At 47.3% G+C, this 15,283-nt stretch carries 13 protein-coding genes; 6 read left to right on the top strand and 7 right to left on the bottom strand.

From position 1 onward, the window contains the following. The first annotated feature begins 38 nt into the window (after positions 1-38). Positions 39-1,436, top strand: coding sequence for an ATP-dependent protease ATPase subunit HslU (gene hslU, locus C5O19_RS04725; RefSeq protein WP_104710130.1), 1,398 nt, complete (start codon positions 39-41; stop codon positions 1,434-1,436). Positions 1,437-1,448: 12 nt separating this feature from the next. Next, positions 1,449-1,787 carry a hypothetical protein gene (locus C5O19_RS04720; protein ID WP_104710129.1) on the top strand — a complete coding sequence of 113 codons (339 nt, stop codon included), beginning with the start codon at positions 1,449-1,451 and terminating at the stop codon, positions 1,785-1,787. A 46-nt stretch (positions 1,788-1,833) separates the two neighbouring features. On the opposite strand, the gene C5O19_RS04715 is transcribed toward C5O19_RS04720, so the two are convergent. Then, a complete protein-coding gene (locus tag C5O19_RS04715) occupies positions 1,834-3,384 on the bottom strand; it encodes a DUF5723 family protein (RefSeq protein ID WP_133163301.1) in 1,551 nt (516 codons plus the stop codon). 312 nt (positions 3,385-3,696) lie between these two features. On the opposite strand from C5O19_RS04715, the gene pfkA reads away from it, so the two are divergent. After that, on the top strand, positions 3,697-4,671 hold the full coding sequence (gene pfkA, locus C5O19_RS04710; RefSeq protein ID WP_104710127.1) for a 6-phosphofructokinase: 975 nt from the start codon (positions 3,697-3,699) through the stop codon (positions 4,669-4,671). A gap of 69 nt (positions 4,672-4,740) precedes the next feature. Here the strand turns inward: pfkA and C5O19_RS04705 are convergent, their stop codons facing one another. Continuing rightward, entirely contained in the window at positions 4,741-5,463 is a 723-nt protein-coding gene (locus tag C5O19_RS04705) for a YdcF family protein (RefSeq protein ID WP_165795938.1), read from the bottom strand. Positions 5,464-5,596: 133 nt separating this feature from the next. Here C5O19_RS04705 and C5O19_RS04700 point away from each other — a divergent pair, with 133 nt between their 5' ends. Further along, the gene (locus C5O19_RS04700) at positions 5,597-7,036 is read left to right on the top strand and encodes a redoxin domain-containing protein (RefSeq protein ID WP_104710125.1); all 1,440 of its coding nucleotides are present in this window, start codon (positions 5,597-5,599) and stop codon (positions 7,034-7,036) included. 36 nt (positions 7,037-7,072) lie between these two features. Here C5O19_RS04700 and C5O19_RS04695 read toward each other — a convergent pair whose 3' ends face one another. The 3 genes from C5O19_RS04695 to C5O19_RS04685 all read right to left on the bottom strand — a co-directional run bounded on the left by C5O19_RS04695 (position 7,073) and on the right by C5O19_RS04685 (position 9,707). After that, the gene (locus C5O19_RS04695; protein WP_104710124.1) at positions 7,073-7,912 is read right to left on the bottom strand and encodes a sugar phosphate isomerase/epimerase family protein; all 840 of its coding nucleotides are present in this window, start codon (positions 7,910-7,912) and stop codon (positions 7,073-7,075) included. Between the two features lie 61 nt (positions 7,913-7,973). Further along, positions 7,974-8,879 carry a DUF58 domain-containing protein gene (locus C5O19_RS04690; protein ID WP_104713894.1) on the bottom strand — a complete coding sequence of 302 codons (906 nt, stop codon included), beginning with the start codon at positions 8,877-8,879 and terminating at the stop codon, positions 7,974-7,976. A 327-nt stretch (positions 8,880-9,206) separates the two neighbouring features. Then, positions 9,207-9,707, bottom strand: coding sequence for a septal ring lytic transglycosylase RlpA family protein (locus C5O19_RS04685; RefSeq protein ID WP_094808669.1), 501 nt, complete (start codon positions 9,705-9,707; stop codon positions 9,207-9,209). A gap of 471 nt (positions 9,708-10,178) precedes the next feature. Here C5O19_RS04685 and C5O19_RS04675 point away from each other — a divergent pair, with 471 nt between their 5' ends. Next, on the top strand, positions 10,179-10,499 hold the full coding sequence (locus C5O19_RS04675; protein WP_094808668.1) for a DUF3276 family protein: 321 nt from the start codon (positions 10,179-10,181) through the stop codon (positions 10,497-10,499). A gap of 211 nt (positions 10,500-10,710) precedes the next feature. Beyond that, complete coding sequence (gene ychF / locus C5O19_RS04670; protein ID WP_104710122.1) at positions 10,711-11,814, top strand: redox-regulated ATPase YchF; 1,104 nt, start codon at positions 10,711-10,713, stop codon at positions 11,812-11,814. 76 nt (positions 11,815-11,890) lie between these two features. Here the strand turns inward: ychF and C5O19_RS04665 are convergent, their stop codons facing one another. Together C5O19_RS04665 and C5O19_RS04660 are read right to left on the bottom strand one after the other, a co-directional pair. Further along, positions 11,891-13,198: a type IX secretion system plug protein gene (locus tag C5O19_RS04665; protein WP_104710121.1), complete on the bottom strand. Its 1,308-nt coding sequence runs from the start codon at positions 13,196-13,198 to the stop codon at positions 11,891-11,893. Between the two features lie 95 nt (positions 13,199-13,293). Further along, positions 13,294-15,231 (bottom strand): ABC-F family ATP-binding cassette domain-containing protein, encoded by a 1,938-nt coding sequence (locus tag C5O19_RS04660; RefSeq protein ID WP_104710120.1) that lies wholly within the window; start codon positions 15,229-15,231, stop codon positions 13,294-13,296. Positions 15,232-15,283 lie beyond the last annotated feature (52 nt).

Raw genomic sequence — 15,283 nt, 5'->3', positions numbered from 1 at the left:
GAATAACCAGGAATGTACCGTTTTACAGAAATTCATCTATGACTCCCGGAGAAGCCAAAAGTCTCGAAGCACTTACCCCCCGTCAGATCGTGGCGGAATTAGATAAATACATCATTGGTCAGCACGAAGCGAAGAAAAATGTGGCCATCGCCCTGCGGAATCGCTGGCGTCGGATGAACGCTGCCGCAGAAATGCAGCGGGAAATCATGCCCAACAATATCTTGATGATTGGGCCTACGGGTTGCGGGAAAACCGAAATTGCCCGCCGGCTCGCCCAGCTTGCCGATGCTCCCTTTACCAAAGTGGAAGCTTCTAAATTTACAGAAGTAGGATATGTAGGTCGCGATGTGGAAAGCATGGTACGCGATCTGGTGGAACAGGCCATTCATATGGTACGGGCGGCCAAAAAAGAGTCGGTGAAAGAACGGGCGGCTCAATCCGTGGAAGAGGTCATCCTCGATGCCCTGATTCCACCGGTCAAACAACCCACGGGTTTCCATTCGTCCTCCGTTAGTGTTTCACCCGAAAATGCCTCCGATGCGGAACTCAACGAACGGACGCGGGAGCGTTTCCGCGAAAAAATTCGTACGGGTGAATTGGACAGCCGCAAAATTGAAATCGACGTTCAGCAAAGTGCCTCTCCCAACATTGGTGTCATGGGTGGTCCCATTGACGAGAGTTCCATGATGAACATTCAGGAAATGCTTTCGGGGATGATGCCCAAGCAACGCAAAAAGCGGAAGGTAACCATCGGTGAAGCGAAACGTATTTTGATTGACGAAGAGGCGGCCAAGCTCATTGATATGGATGAGGTCAAGGAAGAGGCCATTCGCAAAGCCGAAAACCTGGGTATTATCTTCATTGACGAAATTGATAAAGTCGCCGCCAAAAGTGGTGGCTCCGGTCCGGATGTATCCCGGGAAGGCGTTCAGCGGGACTTACTGCCCATTGTGGAAGGTTCGACGGTGAATACCAAGTACGGGGTTATTCATACGGATCACATTCTCTTCATTGCCGCAGGAGCGTTTCACGTTTCCAAGCCCAGCGATTTGATTCCGGAATTACAGGGACGTTTCCCGATTCGGGTGGAATTACAACCCCTGACCAAGAGTGATTTTGTACGAATCTTGAAAGAACCCCGTAACGCCCTGACTCGCCAGTACGAAGCCATGTTACAGGCCGAATCGGTAAGTTTGTCCTTTAACGAAGAAGCCCTCGATGCCTTGGCCGAAGTGGCGTTCCAGTTAAATACGGAAGTTGAAAATATCGGAGCCCGTCGTTTGCAAACAGTAGTTAGTCAGTTACTGAACGATGTACTCTTCGACATTCCAGATCAGATCGGACCGAATGCTCAGGTGGTAGTTACGAAAGAACTCGTTGAACAACGGCTGGCAGGACTGGTACAGAATCGCGACCTGAGTCAATATATTCTTTAATTCGTTGCTTGAATGGTAGTTTTTGGAGTTATCGTCACGGTTATTGGAGCCATCGCCTTTCTCATTGGCTGGACCGTCTTGCAGAAACGTCGGAGCTGGATGAAAACCACGGGCCGCACGTTTGGTCAAGTAGAAGATGGCCGGATCGTTTACGAAGTAGCGGGTCAGAGTTACGCCTTACGCATTACTCGGACCAACTTACAAGGACGTTCGCTGCCCATTCGCTATGCTCTCGATAAACCCGGACAGTCACGGATTGATGCTCCGCTGGCTACCTGGCTGGCTCCTGGTTTTTTTCTGTTACTAGGAACGGGCCTGTTGTTGATCGGCATCGGAATGATTAAGAGTTAAACAAAAATCCCCGGACTGAACAGTCCGGGGATTTTTGCATTCGTACTTACTTCTTTTTTAGAAATCCGAACAAGCCTCGCTTTTCCCGTTGCGGGTAACACTTCAGATTCGATTCTGGAGCTTTCTGATAGATGGGAATCTGGGCACCAAAATAAAATTCTATTCCTTTGGGATTGCCGATATTGAGCGTAGAAAGCAGATTGTCCGAGCCGAAGTAAAGAATACCCAGGCGGGCTCCCAGCCCCAGAGCCAGTCGGCTGTAATTATCCGTCAACGCTACCGGCATGGCTACTTCTACCCATTTGCCTTCGTACCGCGGCGTTACGGCCAGTACGGAGGGCATGGTAAATGCGGCCCGTTTATTGGAGACGAATCCCTGCATGAGCATGGCATTGACGTATATTTTTTCCTTGACGTTGTAATCAATGCTTGCCTGCAAACGCGTGGGTAGAGCCGTACGATACGAGGCGATCCGTTCACTTTCGGAAGGGTTTAGGGTTTGGTTCAGGCCCAACATGAAGCCATCGATTCCCTGCATCCCTGTGAAGTTATCCTCCGCTAAAATGGCATCCCGCCGCTGTAGTTTATACGCTTCCACGTAATTGGGATTCTTGTACAAAATCCGTCCTATATCCAGTAAGGATACACTAATCCGATACAAGTACTTATTCTTGCTTGCGTCACGGTGTACTCCGTAGCGATCCCGGTAGGAATACTTCCGAACGTCCGGACGATATTCATAGACCATTCCCAGATCGGCTCCCCAGCCGCTACCCGCCGGAGCGTTTCCCAACAGCCAGACCGGAGAAAAGCTAACACTTTGCAGAGCCCCCTCATTCGTGATTCCGTACTGAGCATCTACGGACTTAAGACGAACGGCGGCTTCTGTGGCGTACGTGGGATCCTGAACGTACTCATAATCAATATTCCGACCCAGAATATGTCCCTGGTGCAGACCAATGACGCGTTTCACGGTTACGCCCACTTTCACAAAATCTTCGTCTTCATCGTACATCACGCGGGCGTAGCTTCCCGAAAGTTCGACCATGCCGTTGGTGTTCGCGTACACATGCGTACCGAAATCTTCGGGTTCAATAGCCCGCCCTATCGTCGTTCCGTTTTTGATTAACTGAGCAACCGATTGGGAGGCATGGGTTACAGCCACCCCGGCCCGAATACGGGTATTGAAGGAAAATGCATTTTTTTCATTCAACGTAATCAGTACACCCGGTCCCCGAACTTCCCCCCCCGCCCGCAAGTGCTTGTCGCGACCGTTGAGCTTTTCCCGCAAGTATTCCTGGTCGCGAAAGATGATTCCTTTGCTCGGACCCCGGTACTTGGAAGAAACGGTATTCGTTAGCATGGCAACCGGTGAGTACGGAGCTTCCCAGGCTAAGTAGTTGTTATAGAGATAGTTTTCGTAACCGGCTAAGTGAACGTGTACTTTGTAACGGGAGTCCACAGCCGAGGCGGGGTTGGCGTATATCCCGTGAATGCCTGCGTAGTTACTACCCGTCTGCCCCAGCAAAAACTGAGCCGAAACCTCAGATCCAGTTCCTCCTAAAAGTATAGAAATAAATGTGATAACTCTCTTCATACGGGTTTCCCCAAGGGCCAAAACCCTTCTCATTTAGTACGATAATGATAAATGTTTATTGGATTTATTTAAGATGGAAGGACACACCAAATTTTCGAAAAATAACTGATAAAGTGTGCCACTATGTACGTAAAAACATGGAAAATAAGATTGAATCTTATTAAATTACCATGAACTCTTTGATTTTTGAAGTTCATAAAGCCAATCCAGCCAAAGAAGCTGTAAATTTGCATCAAGTTTACGAGAGCGTGCTCAAAACTTCCGTAATCCCATTTGTAACCAAAATAATCTAACACGGGCTTGACCACAAATATGAAGCGTATTGCAGTGTTTACCTCCGGGGGAGATGCTCCAGGCATGAACGCCTGCATTCGGGCGGTCGTACGGGGTGCCATGTACCACAAAGTTGAAGTATTTGGTATTCGGCGGGGGTACAGCGGCATGATCGAAGGTGATATTTATCCGATGACATCCCGCGATGTCTCTAATATAATTCAACGGGGAGGCACTATTTTGAAGTCCGCCCGTTCACGTCGCTTTACTACGGCTGAAGGCCGCCAGCAGGCTTACGACAACCTGAAAGCCTTGGGCATCGAAGGACTAGTCGCCATCGGTGGAAATGGTACTTTCACCGGAGCTGAGATTTTCTTCAATGAGTTTAAAATTCCAACGGTAGGTGCTCCGGGTACGATTGATAACGATTTGTACGGAACAGACTATACCATTGGCTATGATACGGCAGTAAATACGTCACTCGACGCGATTGACAAAATCCGGGATACGGCTGATTCGCACGATCGCGTATTTTTCATCGAAGTAATGGGCCGCGATTCGGGTTACATTGCCATTCAATCGGGTATTGGCGGTGGAGCTGAGTTCGTGGTGGTACCGGAAGATCTTTCTGAACCCGTTTCATCCGTTATTAAGACCTTGAAGCAGGGCTTTGTGAAGAAGAAGTCTTCTTCCATCGTAGTAGTTGCTGAAGGAGAAAAAGAAGGTCGGGCTACCGAAATCGCCGAAAAGATTAAGAAAAGTATTGACGTTGAAGTGGATATTCGGGTGACAACGCTTGGCCACATCCAGCGGGGCGGCGTTCCGTCCGCTTACGACCGCATTCTAGCCAGTCGTTTGGGTCTGGGTGCTATTGAAGGCTTACTCCGGGGTCAGAAAAACGTAATGACGGGTATTGTCAACAATCGCCTGGTTTATACGCCCTTTATCGAATGTATTACTAAGGATAAGCCCATTTCGGACGATCTGTTACGAATGGTACACATTCTTTCCTAAGATTAGCCTGATAGAGTATCGAGCAGGAGGCTCCTGTTTCTCTGGCTCTTTACTCTATCTGTTTTCCTCTTAGGAAAGATACCCCATGGCCCAGTACATAACGTACCCAACTATTTCGTGCATCATGCGATAGGTGCAGAATAGATTATATTCCTTCGGTATCAACAAGTAATCCCAGGCAGTTTGTCGCTCAGAGGCGAAAAAGTCCGTTGGGTAAGGCCTAACCTGTACGTTTTCTTTTTGAAAACAGGCGACGGCTCGACGCATGTGAAAGGCTGAAGTTACCAGCAATATCTTTGGCGTACTTTGGCCCAATAGTTTAGCGGTATTCCTGGCATTTTCGCGGGTATTGCGGGAGGTTCCTTCTAGGATAATATCCGACTGGGGTATCCCGGCTAGGTGTAGTAACTGAGCAGCCGCTTTGCCCTCCGAAGTAGAATCAGCCTGGGCCGATACAATACCCGACCCACCCGAAATCAGAATCTTTTTTATTTTTCCTGCTTTGTATAAAAGCAAGGGCTGGAGAATTCGATCCGCTGAATTACCGAAGAACACCTTTCCATCTTTTTTGCCGGTAATCCCTCCGGTTAATACTACGGCCATATCATACGTTTCATCCGCTTTCAGGGTTACTGGGGCATATTCCCAGGCTAGTGCCAATTCATTCGTAATAACGTCGGTAGTACTGATAAACAGCCACCCCAACGTTGCCCAAATAGCCCATTGCTTGCGGCGGGCAGATTTGGAAAAAGCCGCTGTTAGTAACCCGTACGCTAAAAAAGTGATAGGCATTAACAGATAAAACAAAATTTTAGAAAGTAAAAAAAACATAGATAGGTGTACTTAAACGTTTGTAAGATGGCTGCCAAAGGTCGGCAACTTTAGACGTGAAACCTTACCTTTGAATGACAATCTGTATTCTCCTATGCTTCGTTATTGTTTTACCTTTTTACTTAGTTTTCTAGCATATACCCTATCGGCTCAGAGCGGCTATAAAATTACGGCTCGTATTCAGGGCTTACGGGATAGTACCTGCTATCTGGCCTACTATACGGGCCTCGGCAGTGGTCAATTTTTCGTACAGGATACGGCTAAAGCCGATGCTCAGGGCAATGTTATATTCACAGGCTCTCAGAAGCTACCCGAAGGTCTGTACGTCATTTCTATTTCGCAGTGGAAACTATTCGATTTAATTGTCGATGCCGATCAGGACTTTGAACTCATTACCGACAAGGAAAGTATAGCCGCAGGTAATCCGCCCAAGCAGATGAAGGTCGTAGGGTCCATGGAAAATGAACTTTTCTATGCCTTTAACCATCAGATGCAAAGTCGGATCGAACCCTTACAGCAGTTGCGGCAAACGGCTCAGTCAGATCCGACCGCAGCGGCTAAGATCAAAGCGATCCAAAAAGAATTGACGGAGTATCGCAAGAAATTCATTCGCGAACACGCGGGCTCGTTTACGGCTCAGTTATTCAAAGCTGCAGCCGAACCGGAAATTCCCCCGGCCCCACTCCTGCCTAACGGCCGTCCGGATTCTACCTTTGCGTACCGCTATTACAAAAATCATTACTTCGACGGGATTGACCTGAGTGATGAACGGCTCCTGCGGACGCCTTTTCTTCAGCAAAAACTGGAAAATTTCTTCGAAAATCTGGTGTATCAGTCCCCCGACTCGCTGAGTAAAGATGCTGATAAGATCATGAGCCGGGCCAAAGGAACGGAAATGCGTCGGTATTTGGCTTACTGGATGACCAGTCGGTACGAGCAATCAAAAGTATTAGGAGTAGATGGTTTTTTCGTTCACATGGGCGAAAAGTACTACGTGGGCGAACCCGCTCTTTGGGATTCCAGTACGGTGACTAACTTCAAAAACCGCATTGCCATCCTGAAGCCTCTGTTGGTTGGAAAAACCATTCCGAACATGTATCAGACCGATACCTTGGGTCGACCCATGAACCTGCACGATCTTAAAGCCAACTATACCATTGTATTCATTTATTCGGATGACTGCGGACACTGCCGGGATTCCATGCCGAAACTCAAAGCCTTCTATCAGAAGTATAAAAACCGGGGCGTGAAGATCTACGCAACGGATTTACGACGTGACCCGAAGGAATGGCGAAAATTCATCCAGGAGTTCAAGATTCAGGATTTCACGAACGTCATCGATATACACAAAGATCCGAAGACGGCTCAGACCGTCCATTATACTGATTACCTGAAAACCTTTGATGCCCAGGCAACGCCAACCATTTACGTACTGGACAAAGACAAAAAGATTATTGCCCGGAAGCTTCCCGCCGAAGAACTCGAAAACTACTTTGAGTTTATGCTGAATCAGCAGGCCAAGAAAAAATCCTAAATGAAAAGAGCAACTGTCGTAACAGTTGCTCTTTTTTTATTTCAGCGTTTTCAAATACGCGATTGTCTGGGGTACCTGGGTTTTAATGTTCGGACTTTCGTCTTCTATATAATAATGTTGAATACTGGTTTTTTTCGCTGCTTTCATAATGGCTGGTAATGGTAGTTGCCCCGTCCCGAGAGCCACGTCGTTTTCAACGGGCGTACCGCCGGATAAGTTACCCTTCACCCCTTTGCGTAAATCTTTCAGGTGCATGAGCTTGAAGCGCTTGGGATACTTCTCTAACAACTGTACCGGGTCCTGCCCGGGAAAATACGTCCAGAGTATATCCATTTCGAAGCTTACGTAATTAGGATCCGTTTTCTGGACGATGTAGTCAAACAAGGTACCCTTCTCGTAAGGCTCAAACTCAAACCCGTGGTTATGGTAACAGAAGGTCAGGCCGTGTTCTTCTTTCAGGATTTTGCCAACTCGGTTAAAATTGGCTACGGTTTCTTCCGCCATGGCCAGCGTAAACGGTCCTTCGTGCGGAATCCAGGCAACGCGTACGTATTTAGCTCCCAGCGTTTTGGCGTTCTGGGCTACTTCCGCCGTTTTGTTAAGAAAGTCGGGATACCCTACCCCAAATGATGAGCACTGCATGCCCCGTTCGTCCAGTAGTTTTCGAATATCCTGAGCCGTACGGCCAAACAGATTGGAAAACTCCATATCCGTGATGCCTAATGCTTTAACGGTATCCAGCGTAGCGGCTACGTCTCGCTGGAAACTGTGACGATAGGTGTAGGAAACCATCCCGGGCTTTTGAGGGGTGGATGGTTTTTGAGCGAAGGCCGAAAAGGCCGTGAAGACTACTAGCGGAATGAGTTTTCGAATCATGGTCTAGAGATAAAAAGAACGGATCGGGTATAAAGACGACGGAACGGACACGTGTCCCTTGCTAACGCATTTTAGAGCGTTTCACTAAATACGCCGAAAGAATCGGATCGAAGCCCTGCGAGATGTCTGCTTCAATAAAATCAATCTTATATTGATTGCATTTCATCCGCAGATCGTAATAAAATTTCTGGATGGCATTACGGTAATAGTCCCGTACCTGCCCCGGCTGTACCCGTACCCGCTCGCCCGTTTCCAGGTCAATAAATTCGTACGGCCGTTCTTCAAAGGCAAATTCTTCTTCCGTCTGGCGATCGCTGACGTGAAAGAGTAATACCTCGTGCCGGTTGTGCTTCAAATGTTGCAGGGCCGAGAAAAGCTTATCCGAATTTTCAATATCATCGAACATATCACTGAAAATAACCACCAGCGAGCGGCGATGCACCTGTTCGGCAATCTGGTGAATGACCTCCGCCACGGAAGATTTCCGGTTGGGTTTGGGTTGCTGGAGCAGTTGCTGTAATTGCAGAAAAATCTTATGGATGTGCGAGGCCGTCGATCGAGTTGGCAATTGCACTTCTACGCTTTCCGAAAAGGTGGTTAAGGAAACGGCATCCCGCTGTTTCTGGAGCAGGTACGCCAATGCCGCCGCCGCCAGAATGCTGAAGGTAATTTTGCCGTTCGTTTTTTCGGGATAATACATGGACGAAGACGTATCCAGTAACAAATGACAGCGAAGGTTCGTCTCTTCTTCGTATTGTTTGGTATACAAACGGTCGGTTTTGCCGTATACTTTCCAGTCCACGTGCCGGGTACTTTCACCGGTATTGTACAGGCGATGTTCAGCAAATTCCACCGAAAAGCCGTGAAAAGGCGATTTATGTAAACCCGTGATGAAACCTTCCACCATTTGTCGGGCCAGAAATTCAATGTTTCCGTATTCTCGGGCTTTGGTAAGATCCAGGGCCATGCGGTACGAGTGATTCAGGTTTAGGAGGTTTGCAATCAGATCCGGCAAGCTATTTTTAACTTATAGGGGATAGCTTTCATTTCCCAAGTGTTTTTCAACCTTAGCCAGTAACTATTCTTGTAACCTTAAATGAATAACGGAAAAAGCGGGTAATGTTTAGGGAGAGCAGCTAAAAACTTTTAAGTATGGGCAAAAAAAGAACCGCAACCTCCGGAAAGTTTTTAGAGACTGAACCAGTTATCTCTATCCACTGAACGAAGCTTGCGGTTAAGAAAAGCTGCCGCTGAAACATGTAATGGTACACTCTTTGTTGTACCTCCCTAAAATCTACTCTAGTGCTGCCATGTCCGCCCTGGCGGTAATCGTGGCGTTATCTTCGAGAAGATATTTGTTGGGTCGGAGTAAAACGATACCGTTTGTACCCACTACCCTAAGGTTTACTTGTGCGACGCCGGCTTGAGTCATACCCAATTTTTTTGCGGCATCAAAGGAAAGATCAATATCTCGATTCTTTCCAAATGGCCCACGATCAATTACTCTGACGATGGTTTTACGGCCATTTTTGAGATTAGTCACTTCCACCATTGAACCAAATGGTAAGGTTTTGTGTGCACACGTACCATTTTTTAAACGTTCGCCGCTGGCGGTGATTCTACCAAAGTACTGTTTACCGTAGTAAGTAGCCCGACCCCGATATTCTTTCCCCAGTGGTTTTTTGACTGGAGGGTATTTCTTGTAATACACCGAATAATGAGCCTGAGCGATACAGGGCAATATACTTAAGTTCAGTAACATTGCTGTTACCGCTCTACGTGTCCATATATTCATAGGCAGTTCGTTTTGTGGTTCAAAGAACTAACGTTATGCTTCAGCAGCGGCGGGAGCACTTTGGGCGAATTGCCTTGAACTGAGTAGAGTTCAGCTACAAACGTACGACAAATTTCTGAAACTGGTACTATTTTCCACGTTTTAGGCAAAAGATTGTTCATAAAGTTATATAAATTCCACAGGTTGAAAATTGACATCCACTTATTTTTTATTATATTGGGCGGTACAAAAAAGCACTAAATCTTCTGCCGATTTAATACCGGGTAGAAGAATAAACTGAAACCTGTTCAAAAGGTTTTTGATCGTTCTTTTTAACCTTCCGACTAAAAAAGCTGACCTTTCTTGCTGCCAGGGTCTAACCATAGATTATACGGTTTGTAGAAATACCTACCTTATTTTCTACGATTTTTTTGCGACCAAACGCTTTCTTTCTATTTTTACCAGCGACTCAAACCATAAACTTCCAAAATTGTGGCTGAAAAAGAACGAGAAGAACTCTACTCGAAACGTGTAAAGGCTGGGAAGCGGACTTACTTCTTCGACGTGAAATCCACCCGTGCCAACGATTACTACATTACCATTACTGAAAGTCGTCGTTACCCCCAGGGAGATGGATTTGCGTACGAAAAACACAAAATGTTCCTCTACAAGGAAGATTTTGATAAGTTTGTAGACGCTCTCAAAAACGCCGTAGATCACGTCAAGACGGAGTTGATGCCGGAATTCGATTTCACGCAGTTTGCTGCCCGTGAAGAAGACGACGAGTACCGCAGCGACCTGAAATGGGATTAACCACAATCTGTTTGCTATGATTAACTGATACCCCTAACAGTTTTATCTGATTGTGAAGAACTTAAGAAAGCCTTTGCTGTGGCGAAGGCTTTTTTCGTTTATATAGTCGTACCTTTGTGGAATAGAAGGCTTAAGGACGCCGGATTAGCGGCCTAACCAACTTCTTACACGTGTATCATCACTGAGTTTAAATCAATATATTTCGTTACCCATGGGTTTGCAATGTGGAATCGTGGGCTTGCCGAACGTCGGAAAGTCTACGTTATTTAGTGCGATATCGAGTGCCAAGGCCGAAGCGGCCAACTATCCGTTCTGTACCATCGAACCCAACGTAGGCGTAGTGGAAGTACCCGACGAACGCCTCCGTACGCTCGAACAACTGGTTAACCCGCAGAAAGTAATTCCTACAATCATTGAATTCGTAGATATTGCTGGTTTAGTGAAAGGAGCCAGTCAGGGAGCCGGTCTGGGTAATAAATTCCTGGCTAACATCCGCGAGGTAGACGCCATCATTCACGTGATTCGCTGCTTCGATGACGATAATATTGTTCACGTCGAAGGACGCGTTAATCCAGTATCGGACAAGGAAATCATCGATTACGAATTGCAGTTAAAAGATCTGGAGGCTGTAGACCGGAAATTGCAACGTATCGAGAAAGCTGCCCGTGCCAGCGGTGACGCGAAGGCAAAAGCCGAAGTTGAAATTCTTTACCGCTTTAAGAAAACGCTGGAGCAAGGTAAATCAGCCCGTACGGTTGAGGTATCGGAAGAAGAGAAATCAGCCGTAGCCGATCTGCACTTGCTGACGATCAAGCCCGTCATCTACGTAGCTAACGTGGATGAAGCCAGCCTGAGTCAGGGTACGAACGAGTGGGTTGAGCAACTGAAAACGGCCGTAGCTGAAGAGAACGCTCAGGTGATTGTCATCTGTGCGGCCATCGAAGCTCAGATTGCCGAAATCGAAGATCTGGACGAACGTCAGATGTTTCTGGAAGAATATGGATTAAAAGAATCTGGTCTGAGCCAGCTTATTCAGGCATCTTACGCCCTGTTAAATCTGATTACCTACTTTACGGCAGGTGTGAAGGAAGTACGGGCCTGGACGATCCAGCGGGGCTGGAAAGCTCCACAGGCAGCCGGCGTTATTCACTCGGACTTTGAACGCGGTTTCATCCGGGCAGAAGTAATCAAATTGGCCGATTACGATCATTATAAGTCAGAAGCGGCTATCAAAGATGCTGGTAAAATGGCGGTTGAGGGAAAAGAATACGTGGTACAGGATGGTGACATTATGCACTTCCGTTTCAACGTGTAGCTTTTCAGTGATTCAGGATTTACCAAAAGAGGGAGCTTAGTGAAGCTCCCTCTTTTTTGTAGGTAACAAGTTTCCCTTAATTATGAATCACCTGATAGCCAATCAGCTGATCGGCCCGACTGCCGGGCGAGCGGTGGTAAACGAAGATTTCGTAGGTATTCTGCGTCATGGAATGCATCCCTTCAATGGGTACTTCATTTGCTTTATTTCCCTCAGGCACGGCGTACATGTAATTGTAAACGCCTTGTTTCAACAAAATCGTAGCTTGATACGCCTGTGCCGAAGGTTCATAGTGCATCTGATTGTCTTTCGAGAGTTCGAAAAAATTAAACCCTCCCACTACGTACGGCACTTTTCCATCTTCCCGTTCGGATGAACGCAGGGTAAACGTAACGGGGAAATAGTCTGGATCGCCAAAGTCATCCCGTGTGGAGATGGCGAATAGTCCGTCGAGATCATTTTGCTGCAAATACGACTTTCCGGCCTGTCCATCGTCCGGGAAGAGAAACGCCGCATTGAAATTGGGATTGAAATCCAGTCGGGCTACGTTAATGCCCTTCACCTGCCGACTCCGAATGTCAAACACCCGAAACTCATTGCTTCCCGGAAACAGGTTTTCATTATTGAAGAAACGGTACTCCAGCGTGCGGTCAAACTCCTGAACCATATACGGCTTCAATCCCACCACGGTACGATCCCAGCGGTAATTCTGACGAATCACGATATACACGTCCTGCTTGGGATTCAGAATGGGATAATTTCCGTACTTCAGGGCAAAATCAACCTGCTGATGCGTATTGCGACGCGGAATATCCTGTGCAAAGCTGACACGTCCCCCAACGGTTACCTTTTGGTCGAAAGCCATGAATCGCCGCGTAAATACAACATCACTTTCCCGGCGGCCCTTGTAGACTACCAATACGTAATTTCCACTCACTTTCACCCGGGGCAAATCCAGCCAGAAATGAGCGTAACCCACTTTAGTACCCTGAGCTACTTTGACGTCGTAGATAGGAAATTCATTAAAGTCGGGTAAAAACTCGACGTCGTTCAGGGCCGAAGGCTGCCAGTTGGCATTGCAATGCAAAATCTTGGCCCGAAACTGCGGTTGGTCCTTGCCCAGCCAGTCAAATTCTAGCCGCATGGTTCCTCCCTGATTCAGGTCCAGTACGGGTGGTTGCAGCACGTCGTTGCTAACTACGGCACCCGTAGCAAAGAGCAAGGGCGTTTTGACGGAGGCATCGTAGATAAAATCTTCGTAGCGGAGCGGTCCTTCCCGCCGACTATTTTCCAGGGCCTGAGCAATCAATTGGTTTACCAGAAAAATAAGGCCGATTGCCAGTACAAATGAGGTTAGCACTTTCATAAAGGATTTTCGCTTCATAAGGGTATAAAAAAACGCTGAGGACTCGCATTTTAGTGGATCAAAGTATCTCCGCTAAAACCCGAATCCTCAGCATTTCTTATCAATCTGCAGGATTATGCCAGCTTTTCCAGGGATTCTACTTCCATCATCGCCGACTCCCAGGCGTCGTTAGCTTGGGATAGCTGCTGTTTCACCCGGTCGTATGCTTTCTGAACCTCATTGAACTTGACCGTATTTTGATAAATCTCCGGATCAGCCAGTTGAGCTTCGGTATCTGCTTTTTGTTTTTCGAGCTTACTAACCTGACCTTCCAGCTCTTCCACTTGCTGCTGTAACTTTTTGAGTTTTTGCTGGGATTGTTTCCGCTCCGTATCCGATACCGTAGGTTGTGGTTTCGCCACCTTTACTTCGACTGGTTTTTCGGTACGGGCGGCACCTGACTCTTTGCGGATGGCCTCGCGTTCCTGTTGCCAGAGCACGTACTCATCGTAGGTACCGGGGTATTCCTTGATCTGCTCGTCTTCGATGTACCAGATTTTATTGGCAACTTCCGACACGAAATACCGGTCGTGCGAGACAATCACGTAGGTTCCTTCGTATTGTTGCAGGGCTTGGATCAGAATATTCACTGAGATCATGTCCAAGTGGTTGGTCGGCTCATCCAGAAGCAGGAAGTTAGCTTCCGAAAGTAGCATTTTCGCTAAAGCTACCCGCGATTTTTCACCCCCTGACAGTACTTTAATTTTCTTGAATACGTCGTCGCTGGAGAATAGAAAACAGCCCAGAATACCCCGTAACTGAGCTTCCGTTTTGTCCGTACCCATTTCCCGTAATTCGTCGATGAGTGTATTCTCGATGTTCAACGCTTCCAGCTGGTGCTGAGCGTAGAAAGCGAAAGCCACGTTATGACCGATCTGCCGTTTTCCTTCAATGGATTCCGTACCGGCGATGATCCGCAGCAGCGTCGATTTTCCTTTACCGTTCGCCCCGATCAGAGCGACTTTATCACCCCGACCCAGGTACGCGTCCGTATGAGTAAGAATACGTTTTTCGCCGTACGCCTTTGAAACATCTTCGAGCTGGAAGATATTTTTACCGGGCTGAGTAGCCAGCGTAAATTTGAAGTTCACTCGAGCGGTATCGTCGATGACCTCATCCACGAAATCCAGTTTTTCCAACGATTTCACGCGGCTTTGTACCTGACGAGCCTTGCTGGCTTTGGCTTTAAAGCGTTCGATGAAGCGTTCAGTCTGGCGAATTTTGGCCTGCTGGTTTTCGTACGCTCCCCGCTGGATTTCGTTTCGCAGTGTTTTTTCTTCGATATAGAATGAATAGTTACCGGGGTAATAATTGAGCTTCCCTCCCGATACTTCTACAATAATATTGACACAGTTGTCGAGGAAATAGCGGTCGTGCGAAACAATCATGACCGCTCCTTCGTAGTTACGGACGTAATTTTCCACCCACTCGATACTGGGTAAGTCCAAGTGGTTGGTAGGCTCATCTAACAGCAGTAAGCTGGGTTTTTGCAAAAGCAGTTTTGCCAGCATTACCCGCATCCGCCAGCCCCCGGAGAAGCGTTGGAGCGGTACCTGTAACTCTTCGGTTTTAAAGCCCAGACCTTCGAGAATTTCTTCAGCTTTGGCCTGAATCGTATACCCATCCAGAGCTTCGAACTCTTCCTGATACTTAGCCAGCTTATCGACGAGCTCATCCCGATAATTCGTCTCCATTTCGTGGAGCACTTCGTCGATCTTTTTCTGGAGCACCATTTCCCGCTCGAAGGCTTGCATAGCTACGTTCAGAATCGACTCACTCGATTCGTAACTCAACAAATCCTGGTTGAGAAAGCCAATGGAACAATCACCGGATTTGGAAATCGTACCCCCGTCGGGCGTATACTCACCTACAACGAGCCGCAAGAGCGTAGATTTACCCGTACCATTGGCCCCGATCAATCCGATGCGATCTTTGGGTTTAATATGAAGAGAGGCTTCGTCGTATAACGCCCGACTGCCGAAGTAGAAACTTAAGTTATTGATGGAAAGCATAGAAATAAGAAAGATAGCGAAAATTCTGCTCCGCCACGAGTCCGATTCAAAA

The organism is Siphonobacter curvatus (assembly GCF_002943425.1).
Taxonomy (GTDB): domain Bacteria; phylum Bacteroidota; class Bacteroidia; order Cytophagales; family Spirosomataceae; genus Siphonobacter; species Siphonobacter curvatus.
Note: the sequence above shows the minus strand (reverse complement) of the source record. Positions and strands in the feature narration are given on the sequence as shown.